Raw genomic sequence first — 13,530 nt, 5'->3', positions numbered from 1 at the left:
CCGCTACCAGGTCATCTTGGCTTTAACGCCGCCGCACGTGACGTGGACGAGTTCGCCGGGGTAGCCGTAGTAGTTGCGGGTCTGCTTGGTCTCGTTCGGCCCGAACGCCTCGTCGACGAAGCCGTCGGAGCCGCGGTCGCTGGTGAAGGTGCACGTCACCGGGCCGGGGAAGTTCTTGGTCTGCACGGTGATGTACGCGCACGCGTCGGTGGTGCACGTGGTGGTGCCGGTGCAGCCGCTCGGGCCGCACGCCGCGCCCTTGGACACGGTCACCGAAGGCGGTGGCGGCGGGGTGTCCTGGGTCTTGGTGCGGGTCACCGACTTCCGTCCCTCGTCGGACACGGTGACCTTGATGGTGTCTGTGCCGTCGTAGCCGACCTTGTCGCTGCCCTTCCACGTCCACAGGCCGACCTCGGTGGTGAACGTCTGCTTCTGCTTGCTGGTCTCGACCTCCACCGTGGCCGGTTTGCCGTTGGGGTTCACGGAGATGGTGAACTCGACCTCGTCACCGCAGCCGCACGTGGTGATCTCCAGGTCCTTGATGGGCCCGTAGGCGGTCACCTCGGCGACGGCGGGCGTGTTGCACGGGTTGCCCGCGTGCGAGCCGCCACCGCTGCCGTTGCACGACTGGAGCGTGATGGGCACCGCTTCGCCGTTGGGCAGGCCGTTGATCGTGTAGGAGACGTTCTCCCGACCGTCCACGGGATAGGTCCACGTGCCGCACGACCCGCCGCTCCACGTGCACGACACCGTGTTGCTGCGACCGTGCGACGGCGGCGCGTCGAACGTGATCTCCGCCTGCCCGTCGCGGCCGGTCGGCTCGGCGGTGAAGTTGGTGATCGGGTCCGGGGTGGACGTCGCCTCCAGCTCCGCGGGCGCGGACGGCGGCGACGTGTGGCCGGACGCGTTGGACGCGGTCACCGTGTAGCTGTAGACGGTGCCGTCGTTGGCCAGCCCGTCATCGGCGCAACTGGTGGCCGTGACGTCGGAGCAGACCGTCTTGTCCCCCCGGCCGGAGCGGCGCACCGTGTACGTCGTGGGTCCGGGGCCGTTGGGGCTCACCGCCGCCCACGACACCGTCACGGCCTTGGACGACCCGCCGGTGCCGTCGGCCGCGGAGAACGTCGGCGGCGCGGGACGCGCGGGCGTGCCCGACGACTGGCCCGCGACGGTCGCGGACGGGCCGGGACCCTGCGCGTTGACGGCGATCACCGTGAACACGTACCTGGCCTCGTTGTCCAGGCCGGTCACGGTGGTGCTGGTGCCGTTGGCCGTGGCCCGGCCGCCGCCCGCCCACGAGATCTCGTGCCGCAGCACGGCCGAGCCGTCGTTCTGCGCGGCCGACCAGCTCAGCCGCAACGTGCCGTCACCGGGGTCGGACGCGGTCAGCCCGGTGACCGCGCCCGGCACCGTGTTCGGCTGCGCCGACTCGGACCGGCCGCTGGGCCGGCTCCAGCCGACCAGGTTGTGGGCGCGGACGGTGAACGTGTACGCGGTGCCGTTGGTCAGACCGGTGATGGCGCACGGCGACGCGGCGCACGTCTGCTTGCCGCTGCCGTAGTCCACCTCGTAGGAGTCGATCGGCGCGCCGTTGCTCGCGGGCGCGGACCACGACAGCTCCACCACCTTGCTCTGCACCGAGCGACCCGGCACGGGCGTGCCCGGCGCGTCCGGCGCGCCCAGCACGTTCACCGTGATCCGGCCGGTGACCTTGCGGTCGTCGCGCGAGGTGTCGGGCACGTCGGTGACGACGACGTTGAACACCAACTGGCCGTTGGTGTCCGCGTTGGGCGTGATGCGCACCGACGACCCCTCCGGGTTGACAGACGCGCCGCCGCCGGACACCTGGTTCACCGCCACCACGGACACCCGCTGGTCGCGCAGCGCGGAGCGCACGTACGGCAGGAGGTTCACCGTCGCCGTGTCACCCGCCTTCACACCGTCCACGGTGACCGGCGAGACCGAGGGCGGCGGCGCGCCGGTCACCCGCACCGCGAGGAACGCCTTCGCCGCACCCGCGCCGTCGACGGACACCTCCAGCACGCCGGTGGAGCCGGGCTGCGCGCCGGCGGCGGCCGAGATGGACAGCACCCGGCCGCCCGAGCCGTCGACCGACACGCCCTCCGGCTTGTCCTTCCACGACGCGGAGTAACGCAGCTCCCCCACCTTGGACCGGTCGGCGACCCACACGTGGCAGACCGTCGTCACGTCCACCTTCACCGGCACGCCGCCCTCGATCAGGGTCAGCGCGCCGTCCGGGCAGCGCAGCACGGGCGTGTCCGGCCCGACCTGCACCGGGATGGTGACCACGGACGTCAGGCCGTCGGTGAGGGTTTCGCCGTCGGTGACCTCGAACGTGATCGCGGCCGGGCCGGTGTAGCCGTTCTTCGCGGTGAGCACCAGTTCCCGGTCGCCCCGCGCGGCGACGGCCAGGCCGGCGGGCGCGGCCCACACCCGGTCGGCGAGGGTCAGCCGGGGCCGCTTGCCGGACGGCGTCACCAGGTGGTCGGCGACCGCGACGGTCACCGAGCCGTCCACCGGCACCTCGATGAGCTGGTCGGGCCTGGCGTAGGGCGCGCCGGAACCGGGCGCGGGCACGTGGATCAGGCCGACGCCGGTCGCGCCGCCGTCGTCGGCGATCTCGTAGGCGATGGTGCGCGGGTGCTCGCCGACCGGCACGGTCACCCGGTCGCCGGACACCTTGGCGTCGTCGGCGAACACGCGGGTGATCTTCAGCTCGGCGCTGTCCTGGTCGCCCGCCTCCTTCAGCGGCTCCACCTCGGCGGTCCGCGCGTCGACCGCGGGGCGCGGGAACAGGTCGCCCGCGGTGGGCGGCGCGTTGTAGTCCTCCTGGCCGCGCACGGTGAGCGTGGCGACCGACATGCGGCCGATGCCGTTGCTGATGCCGTACGCGACGACCGTCGGCTTGCCGTCCGCCTTCGGCGCGGTGAGCTTGACCAGGCCGTCCTCGCCGGTCACCTGCACGCCGGGGTTGCGCGCGGCGAGCGGTTCCAGCTCGGCGGTGTCGTCGCGGAAGTCGTTGGCCAGCACGTCGACCACGAGTTCGGTTCCCGGCGCGGCGGTCACCACGTCGTCCACGGCGACCGGCGGCTGCGGGTCGCCCGGCGGCACGACCGCCACGCGCACCGCCGCCTCGGCGCGCCTGCCGTGCGAGTCGGTCACCACGTAGGTGAACTGGTCGGTGCCCGCGGCGCCCGGGAACGCCTGGTAGGTCAGCGAAGTGGCGCTCAACCCGAGCACGCGGCCGAGCGCGGCGGGCGAGCCGGTGCCGGTCACCGAGACCGAGTCGCCGTCCGGGTCGACGCCGCTGGTGGCCACCGGGACCACCGCGGTGTCGCCCGCGACGGCCCGCACCTCGACCGGGCGCGGCGACGGCGGCTGGTTCGGCGTGGCCGGGGTGGGCGCGGGGTTGACCACGACGTGCGCGCGGCCGGTGGCCTGGTCGCCCGCCGCGTTCTGCGCCACGTACTCCACCGTCACCGTCGTCGGCGTGTCCACCGAGGTCGGTGCGACGAACCGGACCAGCCTGCCCGCCACGTAGGCCGTGCCCACGTCGGTGCGGCCGTCGCGGGTCACGGTGTTCAACCGCCCCCGCTCGGGCGCGTCACGCACGTTGGCCTGGAGGGACAGCGTGCCGCCGGCGGGCGCGGTGTCGTTGTCCAGCACGGGGATCTCCACCGCGTCACCCGCGCGCACGGTCGCGTGGTCGTCCTTCGGCACGGGCGTGTCGTCGTCGGGCGGCGGGAGCTGGGTGACGGTGACCTCGCCGTTCACCGCGCCCGTGACGCCGTCGGTGACGGTGTACCGGATGAGCTGCGGGTTGGGCTCCAGCACCGGGTCGAGCGCGTTGATCCGCAGCCAGCGCCCCTTCACCACGGCCGCTTCGAGCTGCGTGCCCGCCGGTGTCACCGCCTGCACCGCGAGCAGCGCGCCGGACGGGCTGAAGTCGTTCGCCAGCACGTCCACCAGCACCGGCTGCTGACCACGCAGCACGGCCGTGTCCGGCATCGCGACCGGCGGCGCGGGCGAGTCGGGCGCGGCGGCCAGGTCGACCCGGATGGCCGCCTTGGCGAACGGCGCGTTGCCGAACGCGGCGGTGTACTCCAGCACCAGCGTGCCCGGCTTGCCGCCGGTGACGGTGATGGTGCCCGCCTTCAGGTCGGTGACGACGCGGACGCCCTCCGGCGTGGCGGGTTCGGTGGCCAGGCGCAGCACGGCGGTCGGGTCGGTCGGGTCCGCGCCGGGCAGGTCGTTGTCCAGCGGCTGGATCTCCACGGGTCGGCCCACCTGCCCGCGTGCCACGTCGGGCTGCGCGGTCGGCGCGACCGTCGTGGAGTCCGTCGCCGCCTGCACGGCCACCCGCTCCGAACCGCGGGTCGCCTCGCCCACGCCGTCGGTCACCTCGAAGTCGACCGGGATGCTGCCGCCCGCGACGGGCGCGGCGAACTCCACGAAGCCGGCGGGCGTGGTGGTCGCGACACCGGCCGGCGAACTCGCCGCCACCAGGACGATCGGGTCGCCGTCGGGATCACGCCAGTCGGCCAGCACCGGCATGGTCAGCCGACCGCCGGACACGACCGCCCAGTCCCGCGGTTTCGCACCCGCGCGCACGGCGGGCGCGGTGTTCTGGTCCGGCGTGCGGGCCTGCACGGTCACCGCGGCCGACGCGTTGAGGCCGCGCCCGTCGTCCACCGTGTACCGGAAGTGCACGTCACCGCTGCCCTCGGGCAGGGTCACCTCGACGGTCTGGCCGTCCGGCGCGATGGCGAGCGTGGCGCCCGGGTTGTCCGGCGCGGTCACCTCGGACACGGCGAGGATGTCGCCGGACGGGTCGGAGTCGTTGTCCAGCACGTGGAGCACGGTGGTGCGGCCGGGTCGCGCGCCCAGCACGTCGTCCACGGCCTTCGGCGGCTGGTCGCGTGCGGCGTCGGTGGTGTTCTCCTCGTTCTCCCGGTCGCTGCGGTCCTGCTCCGGCGGTGGCTTCACCGACGACCAGTCGTCGACCTTGCGCTGCGTCGCGAGGTCCCACACCGCGCCGGTGTCGAGGTCGTTCAGCACCACCGCGGTCCGGTTCACCCGGAACACCGGCTTCACCAGCGCCTGCTCGTCCGCGAGGTTGCCGGGGCCGACCGGCGCGCCACCGCACGACCGGGCGTAACCGCCCTCGGCGCCCGCCCACGCGGCGTGCACGCAGCCGGCGAGGCGCACCGGCGCGGCGGGTTCGCCCTTGGCCTGGTACAGGTCCTGGACGCCGCCGGCCAACCGCACCGACTTCAGCGCGCTCCTGGTGGCGACGACCAGGTCGTCCGCCGGCGGGCCGGGCTGCTGGGGCACCGCGTCCACGCCGACCGACGCGGTGACGCCGTCCGGCAGGAACACCGTGCCGGACCCGCCGTCCACGACGGCCATCTGCTCGCCGACCGCAGTCACCCGCGGTTCACGCAACGCGCGGCCGAGGTCGCCCCGCTCCGGCGACCCGAAACCCGTGCCGTTCGGGCGGACGGTGGCGGTCTTGCCGGACTCGGCGACGACGTGCACCGAACCGTCCACACCGACCGCCATGCCCGCCTTGCCCTCCACATCGGCCACGGGGAGGTTCTTGGCGTCCACATCGGCCAGTGCCGCGACACCCGCCTTCGGGTCCACGCGGGCCGCCCACACCTTGCCGGTGTTGGGGTCGAGCACGGCGAGCGTGCCGCCGGCCAACGCGACGTGGGCGGAACCCGCGACAGTGGCGCTCTGCTCGCTCAACGCGACCGCGCGGGCCGCGTCCACCGGGTAGAGCTTGCCGCCCGCGCGGTCCCACGCGACGACCGCCGCGGCGTCCTGCGCGATGTCGAGCTGGTAGGACTGCTGCGCGCCGCCGGGCGGGTAGAAGGCGCCGTCCAGCGCGCCGACCGGTTTGTTGAGCCGTCCGAACAGCCCGTCTCGGTCGCTGGTGACCCAGACGCCGCCGTCGTTCAGCTCGACCTGCCGCACCGGGTGGCCGGTGGACGTGACCGCGTAGGCGACCAGCAGCGCGGCGGCGACGCTGAGCACCGCCCCGGACGCGATGGCCGTGCGGTGTCGGCGCAGGAAAGACAAATCATCCCCCAGCTCGGCGAGAAAAGGCTGCCAATCCCGGGTATCGGGCGGCCGGCGGGGTTCGTTGCACTTCCGGTGATAACTATTCGGACCGCCGCATCACGTCCCGCAACCACGCGGTGACCAGTCGACGGCGGCGTGCTCCCCGTTGGCCCGCACCACCTTCACCTCGATGCACAGCGGACCGGCCGACCGGATGTCCGCGGTGGGCTTTTCGGTGGTGCCGGTGAGCGCTCCGTCCGGCGTGCGCCACAGGTAGGTGTCGCTGTCCTGAACGGCGGAATACGTCCAGGAGAAGCGGAGCGTCGCCGGGTCTACGCGGATCGCGCTCACGGTCGGGTTGCCCGGCGGCGTGTTGTCACCACCGGCCTCGACGTCCTGGCCGTCGGTCGGTGGCGGCGCGGAAGTAGCGGGCGCACCGCCGTTCCCGCCGCCGAGCAGCACGCCGAGCGCCACGGCCACCACCGCCACACCGGCGACCGGGGCGAGCACCGGCCACCCCGACCGGCGCGTGGCCGGACGCGGCTCCGGCCTCGATCCCGGCGATGACAGCGGTCCCGGCGCCGGCGGTCCGCTGTGGACGGCCGGGTGGGGCGGCACCACCTCGAAGACCGGCACGGCGGGCGGGCGCTCGCGCGTGGCGGTGGGCTCGACGGGGTCCGACGGGAGCGCTTCCCCCAACCGCACCGGTGCCGACTCCAACGCCGGCTCGGTCACCGCGAAACCCAGTTCCCGCTGCACCGCCTGGAGCCCGCGCGCGAACTCCACCGCCGTGCGCGGCCGGGCCGCGGGGTCCGCGGACATCGCGCGGGCCAGGAACGCCTCCAGCGACCGGGGCGCCCGACCGGTGGGCGGCGGTCCGCCACGCAGGATGCGCGCCTCCTGCGCCTCCAGCGAGTTGTCCCCGCCCGGCACGGCGAACGGCGCGTGCCCGGTCAGCAGGTGCCACAACGTCGCGGCCAGCGAGTACACCTCCGCGGGCACACCCGGCTCGACCCCGCTCGGCCGCACCACCTCCGGCGCGGACCACGGCACGGACAGCACCACGTCACCGCCCGCCGGCGCGGCCGACCGCTCCGCGATCCCGAAATCGGTCAGCGCGGGCTTGTCGTAGGAGTTGACCAGGATGTTGGCGGGCTTGATGTCGCGGTGCAGGATGCCCGCGCGGTGCGCGGTCTCCACCGCGCCGGCGATCCGCACACCCACGTCCAACACCCGCCGCACGGACAGCGGCTCGTGGTCGGCGACCCGCTTCAGGTCGTGGCCGGAGTAGAACTCCAGCACCAGGAACAGCCTGCCGTCCGCCGACTCGTCGGCCGAGTAGACGGTGACGATGTTGTCGTGGCTGCCGACCTTCGCCATCGCCCTGGCCTCGGCGAGGAACCGCTCCCGCACCAACGCCGGCAGGCCCGCGTCGTTGAGCACCTTCACCGCCACCTCGCGGTCGGTGCTCTCCTGGTAGTAGACGTGCACGGTGGCGAACCCGCCGCGCCCGACCTCACGCCGGTGCGCGTAGCCGGGTATCACCGGTGGCGTCACCCGGTCACCTCGTAGGTGAAGAACGCGCCGTCGCCCAGCACGACCCGCGAGCCGGGCGTGAGGATCGCCGGGATCAGCTTCGCGAGTTCCTGCGGCGACCAGCCGGGCGCGATGACCGTCGTGCCGTTCTTGGAGCCGAGGTCGACCACGAGCACGTCCCAGCCGTCGAGCCGGACCTCCACGTGGTTGCGGGAGATGTCGTTGCCCTGGTTGGCGAGCCGGATGCCGTGCGGCGCGTCGGCTCCGCGGTCGGTGACGCGCGGGTCGCGGCCCAGGACCACGTTGCGGTCCAGCGTGATCAGCTCGCCCGTGGACAGCCGCAGCACGCCCAGCGGCGGGCGCGGCACGACGAACGCCTCCTGCGGCGGCAGGGCCTGCCCGCACACCCGGCAGGCGATGGCGTGCTCCGGGTTGAGGTGCCGGGCGGGGCACGCCACGGCCCGCACCTTGGGCGCGCCGGCCGCGAACACGTGCCGCGTGTCGTCCGGCGAACCGCTGTGCCGGACCACGGTCTCGTCCACCCGCTCGGACCAGCCGGTCTCGTCCGCGTCCGGCTGGTCCTGGTCCGGGACGCCGCCGCCGACCACCGCCAACCGCGCCACCACCCGGCCCGCCACGACCACACCGCGCTCCAGCGGCAGTTCCGCGCCCCGCGCCTCACCCGCCGCCAGCCACAGCTCCACGACGTCGTCCGGCAGCCCGGTGTCCACCCACGTCGCGACGCCGTCCGCCCGCAGCTCCAGCGGCACGCCGTCCGCGCCGACCAGCCCCACCACCGCCGCGCCGCGCAACACGACCCGCCGCTCCTCCGCCACGTGCCGCGCCAGCGCGAAGCTGCCGACCGCCCGGAACCCCTCGTGCACGATCACGCTCAGCACGTCGTCCAACCCCGCGCCGCCACGCACCAGCTCCCAGCACCGCCGGACCACGTCGGAACCCGGCGCGACGCCGAGCAGCAACCACGTCCGGTCCGCCACCACGGCGACGGCGCCACCCGGCACGTACCCGGTCACGGCGTGGTTCGCGGCGCGGTGTCCGCCGAGGACGTCCCGCCGTGCCCGTAGTCGACGACCACGGCGGTGACGTTGTCCCGGCCACCCGCGAGCACCGCCCGCCGCACCAGTTCACCGGCCGCCGCGGCCGGGTCGGCCACGGCACGCAGCACGGCGGCGATCTCGTCGTCGGCCAGCTCGCCGGTCAACCCGTCCGAGCACAGCAGGAACCGCTCACCCGGCACCGGCGGGAACACCCACTGGTCCGGTTCGGACGGCACCCGGACGCCCAGCGCACGCGTGATCACGTTGCGGTACCGCGAGTACCGGGCCTCCTCGGCGGTCAGCGCGCCGGTGGCGACCATCTCGGCGGCCTCGGAGTGGTCGACGGTGAGCAGGGTGAGCACGTCGTCGGCGTACCGGTAGACGCGGGAGTCGCCGACGTTGAACACCACCCAGTGCGGCGAGCCGGCCACCCGCACCAGGCCCAGCCCGGTGGCGGTCGCGCCCATGCCCGCCTGCCCGGGGTGCGCCCGCCCCGCGGCGCGGATGGCGTGGTCGGCTTCGGCGAGCGCGGCGCGGACGTCCTCGGGGCGCAGGTCGTCACGACCGTCGAGCGCACGCAGGTGGTCGACGGCCATGGCGCTGGCCACCTCACCCGCCGCATGACCGCCCATGCCGTCGGCGACGGCGAACAACGCGGTACCGACGAGGAGGCTGTCCTCGTTGGACGCCCGCACCCGCCCGACGTCCGTGGCAGCCCCGGCCCGCACGCCCTCCGCCATCAACGCCTCCCAGCCCGGTGACCGCCCACCGCTCGCGTCTCACATCGCCCGCTCGACCGAGAACGTTGCACGGACCGCGCTCCGCGGGTAGGCCCCTCGACCGTTCAGCCCAACGCCCTGACGAAGGTCAGGGGTGCGCCCTGCCCTTCGGGTCGGGTGCCGGGCACGCGGAATTCCTACGGTCGCCGTGACACCGGCACCGACAGGAGCACCTCGTGAAGCACGTTTGGACAGCGGCGACGGCACTGGCCCTCGCACTGGCGCCCGTGACCGCCTTCGCCGACGGGACAACGGAGATCGACCGGTACGTGGCGGAGTTCGCCGACGCCGCCGCGTACCGGGGTGTCGCGGTGGCCGTCACCAGGGGCGACCGCGTCGTCCACCTCACCGGCCACGGCACGACGTCCACCGGCGCGCCGGTCACCCCGACGACGAGGATGCCGATCGCCTCGGTGAGCAAGTCGTTCACGGCGCTGGCGGCCGTGCAGTTGGTCGAGCGGGGCAGGCTCGACCTGGACGTGCCCGTCTCCCGCTACCTGCCGGACTTCCAGCCGGCCGACCCGCGTGGCGCGGCGATCACCACGCGGCACCTGCTGAACCAGACCTCCGGCATCACCGACCGCACGTTGCCGGAGAAGAGCCTGCCGCAGCCGCGATCCCTGGCCGACGCGGTGATCCGCGCCCGGTCCGCGACGTTGGCGGTCGACCCGGGCACCAAGCACTACTACACGAACACCAACTACCACCTGGCCGCTCGCGTGGTGGAGGTGGTGAGCGGCGAGAAGTACGCGGATTACCTGCGGCACAACATCTTCGAGCCGGCGGGGATGCGGAGCACGACCACCGTCACCACCACGCCCGACGACCTGCCGCCGGACGTCGCGAAGGGCTACGTCTACGCGTACGGGATGTCCATCCCGGCCGCCGAGCCGACCCGTTTCGTGGCGGGTTCGGACGACGTCATCACCACCGCCGAGGACATGGCGAAGTGGTTGGTGGTGCAGCAGAACAACGGCCGGACGGCCGACGGCACCGCGCTCGTCTCGCCCGAGGGCATCAAGGCGATGCACACCTCCTCGGACCCGCGCTGGACCTACGGCATGGGTTGGGACACCCGCGACGACCGCGTCCGCCACAACGGCATCTGGTTCACGCACACCGCGGGCCAACTCCTCCTCCCGTCCGGGTACGGCATCGCCGTGCTGACCAACGCGGGCGTGGCGCTGGGCAACGAGGGCACACCGCGGTGGGAGGACGGCCTGGCCGAGGTCGTCCAAGGGGGTCACCCGACCGCCTCGTCACCACGCCTCTACTTCGACCTCGTGCTGGCCGCGTTGACGTTGTTCAGCCTCTACCGGGGCATCCGCAACCTGCGTCGCCGCACCGTCCCGAAGCGGTGGGTGATCGCCCGCCTCGTGCCCCGCGTGGTGCCGGCCGTGCTCCTGTTCGCCCTGCCCGGCCTGTCGGGGTTGCTGATGAGCGGCGGGCGTGACCTGACGCTCGGCCAGTTGGCGCACTACTCGCCGGCCCTGGTGATCTGGGTCGCCACCGCCGCGGTGCTGAACCTGGCGGTCCTGGGCGTCCGGGTCCACCGGATTACCGTCGCGGCATGAGATTCCTGCTCGGGTCGCTGGCCGTCGCCTCGGTGGCGGCCCAGACGACGGCCCTGGCGATGGCCACCAACGTGCCGGTGTGGGCGGTGCTGGTGGTCCTCGCGGCGGGCGTGACGGCGTTCGCCGCCGGTCGCCGCGTGCCCGCCCGGCCCGCGCTGGTCGTGCTGGCGGCCACGACGCCCGTGGTCCCCTTGGTCGACCACGACGTCTGGCCGACGGCGCTGGTGCTCCTGGCCGTCGGCGTGGTGTTCCCGTGGCTGATCGGGCACTCCGCCCGCCAGCAGGCGGAGCTGGCGGCCCTCGCGACCGAGCGCGTGCACCTGGCCGAGCGCACCCGGATCGCACACGAGGCGCACGACACGCTCGGCCACGACCTGAGCCTGCTGGCCCTGCGGGCCGGCGTGCTGGAGCTGGCGGCCGACCTGCCGGACCACCACCGCGCGGCGGCCGGCGACCTGCGCGTGGCGGCGGGCCGGGCCACCGAGAACCTGGCCGACCTGGTGGCGTTGCTCCGCGGCGACGCGCCGCCGCCCCTGCACCCGCCGACCGAGGAGGTGGCGGACCTGGTGGCACGCGCGGCGGACGCGGGCCTGGCCGTGACCCTCGACTGGCCGGACACCCGCGCCCTGCCCCCGCCCACGGCCCGCGCCGTGCACCGGATCGTCCAGGAAGCGCTGACGAACGCGGCCAAACACGCACCGGACGCGCCCGTGCGGATCACCGTCACCACAACGCCCGACACGACGGTCGTCCGGGTGCGGAACCCGACCACGGGCACACGTCGCGCGCCGGGGGCCGGCACGGGTCTCACCGCACTGCGCGAACGTGCCCGCCTGGCGGGCGGCACAATCGAGACGACCCACCGCGACCAGGTCTTCGAGCTGGTCGCGACGCTGCCGAACACAGGGGACACGTGATCCGCGTACTGCTGGCCGACGACGAGGCGATGATCCGCGCGGGCGTGCGGGCGATCCTGGCCACCGACCCGGAGATCACCGTGGTGGCCGAGGCGGGTGACGGCAGGCAGGCCGTGGACCTGGCCATCGCGCACCGCCCGGACGTGGCGTTGCTGGACGTGCGGATGCCCGTGCTGGACGGGTTGGCCGCGACGGCGGAGATCACCCGCGCCGTGCCCGGGGTGGCCGTGGCGATCCTGACCACGTTCAACGAGGACGCCTACCTGACCACCGCGTTGCACAGCGGTGCCCAGGGTTTCCTGCTCAAGTCCGGGAACCCGCGCGAACTCATCGCGGGCGTGCACGCCACGGCCACCGGAGGTGCTTATCTGGCCCCGAAAGTCGCCGCCCGCGTGCTGACCGCCCTGAGGACCCCCGCGCACACCGACGCCAAATCCCGCACCGCGACACTCACCCCGCGGGAACGCGAGGTGCTGGCCCTGCTGGGCGCGGGCCTGAGCAACGCCCGCATAGCGACCAGGCTGAACCTGGTGGAAGGCACCGTGAAAGGCCACGTGAGCACCATCCTCACCCGCCTCGGCCTGGAAAACCGCGTGCAGGCCGCGATCCTCGCCCACGAGGCCGGCCTGACCCCCTGATCACGGAAAGCCCTCGGGAAATCACGGACCGTGCGTTGCATTATCCGGTCTTGTGTTGAAACCCTTGCGCCGACACGTGCGTTATGCCAACAGTAGGGGCCTAACCCGCCCCGAAAGGCCCACCGCATGAATCCTGTTCGACGCGCACGCGGCACGTGGTACTTCGTCGTGGTCATCGCCAGCGCCGGCGTCCTCGCCGCGGTGCCCTTCGCACACGCGGCGAACCGGTTGCGGCGGCCGTCGCTCTGGTGGTGGACCGCGCTCTACGCCGCGGTGTCCATCGCGCTGATGATCATCATGCCGTCCGCGCGGGAGCAGGGTTCGTCTTCCGACGACCCGCGCAGCATGATCGGCGGCATCGGCGCCCTCGCGATGATCATCGCGGCGTGCGTCCAGCTGAGCGGCATCCGGCGTGAGGTGTACGGACTCCCCCGCCCCACCCCGCCGCCGCAGCCCTGGGCCCAGGACCCCGCCGTGGCCGCGGCGTTGAGTTCGCGGGCCAGGCGGGAGGAGGCCCGCGCGCTGGTGGCCCGCGACCCGGCGCTGGCCCGGGACCTCCGCATCGGCCGCCCCGACCTGCCGCGCCAGTACGACGACGGCGGCCTGGTGGACATCAACAACGCCCCACCGGCCGTCATCGCGCAGTGCTGCGGCCTGAACGAGCAGGCAGCCCACCAAATCGACCGCGCCCGCCGAGACCACCCGACCCCCTTCCACTCGGTGGACGAACTGCTGGTCTTCGCCGAGCTGGACGTCACGACGTGGGAATTGCTCCGCGAGCGAGCGGTGGTCTACTCCTGACATCCACGCCCTTCCGGGCGAGTGCGCGATCTGCCGAGTTCTCCCGCATCGCATTGGAGTACGCGGTCGGTCCAGCGACATCGACCGACTGCGTCGCATGGAAGAGCTCGTGCCGACGGGCGGGCCGACGACCGCGACCC

The 13,530-nt window shown here is 73.7% G+C and carries 8 protein-coding genes; 4 read left to right on the top strand and 4 right to left on the bottom strand.

Going from position 1 to position 13,530, the window contains the following annotated elements:
• Positions 1 to 3: 3 nt before the first annotated feature.
• The 4 genes from KZQ38_RS25840 to KZQ38_RS25825 all read right to left on the bottom strand — a co-directional run bounded on the left by KZQ38_RS25840 (position 4) and on the right by KZQ38_RS25825 (position 9,421).
• Positions 4 to 6,105 (bottom strand): Ig-like domain-containing protein, encoded by a 6,102-nt coding sequence (locus KZQ38_RS25840; RefSeq protein ID WP_219445318.1) that lies wholly within the window; start codon positions 6,103 to 6,105, stop codon positions 4 to 6.
• Positions 6,106 to 6,204: 99 nt separating this feature from the next.
• Positions 6,205 to 7,644: a serine/threonine-protein kinase gene (locus tag KZQ38_RS25835; protein WP_219445316.1), complete on the bottom strand. Its 1,440-nt coding sequence runs from the start codon at positions 7,642 to 7,644 to the stop codon at positions 6,205 to 6,207.
• Complete coding sequence (locus tag KZQ38_RS37240; RefSeq protein WP_219445314.1) at positions 7,641 to 8,657, bottom strand: FHA domain-containing protein; 1,017 nt, start codon at positions 8,655 to 8,657, stop codon at positions 7,641 to 7,643. Before KZQ38_RS37240 ends, KZQ38_RS25835 begins: the two co-directional genes overlap by 4 nt.
• Positions 8,654 to 9,421 carry a PP2C family protein-serine/threonine phosphatase gene (locus tag KZQ38_RS25825; protein WP_219445312.1) on the bottom strand — a complete coding sequence of 256 codons (768 nt, stop codon included), beginning with the start codon at positions 9,419 to 9,421 and terminating at the stop codon, positions 8,654 to 8,656. The genes KZQ38_RS37240 and KZQ38_RS25825 overlap by 4 nt, the downstream gene beginning before the upstream one ends.
• Positions 9,422 to 9,636: 215 nt before the next feature.
• On the opposite strand from KZQ38_RS25825, the gene KZQ38_RS25820 reads away from it, so the two are divergent.
• The 4 genes from KZQ38_RS25820 to KZQ38_RS25805 all read left to right on the top strand — a co-directional run bounded on the left by KZQ38_RS25820 (position 9,637) and on the right by KZQ38_RS25805 (position 13,390).
• Positions 9,637 to 11,034 carry a serine hydrolase domain-containing protein gene (locus tag KZQ38_RS25820; RefSeq protein ID WP_219445310.1) on the top strand — a complete coding sequence of 466 codons (1,398 nt, stop codon included), beginning with the start codon at positions 9,637 to 9,639 and terminating at the stop codon, positions 11,032 to 11,034.
• Positions 11,031 to 11,951, top strand: coding sequence for a sensor histidine kinase (locus tag KZQ38_RS25815; RefSeq protein ID WP_219445308.1), 921 nt, complete (start codon positions 11,031 to 11,033; stop codon positions 11,949 to 11,951). Before KZQ38_RS25820 ends, KZQ38_RS25815 begins: the two co-directional genes overlap by 4 nt.
• Entirely contained in the window at positions 11,948 to 12,589 is a 642-nt protein-coding gene (locus tag KZQ38_RS25810; protein WP_219445306.1) for a response regulator, read from the top strand. The genes KZQ38_RS25815 and KZQ38_RS25810 overlap by 4 nt, the downstream gene beginning before the upstream one ends.
• 126 nt (positions 12,590 to 12,715) lie before the next feature.
• Positions 12,716 to 13,390, top strand: a complete 675-nt coding sequence (locus KZQ38_RS25805) for a helix-hairpin-helix domain-containing protein (RefSeq protein ID WP_219445305.1) — start codon at positions 12,716 to 12,718, stop codon at positions 13,388 to 13,390.
• The last annotated feature ends 140 nt before the right edge of the window (positions 13,391 to 13,530 follow it).

It is taken from the genome of Saccharothrix obliqua, from assembly GCF_019375475.1.
Taxonomy (GTDB): Bacteria; Actinomycetota; Actinomycetes; order Mycobacteriales; family Pseudonocardiaceae; genus Actinosynnema; species Actinosynnema obliqua.
Note: the sequence above shows the minus strand (reverse complement) of the source record. Positions and strands in the feature narration are given on the sequence as shown.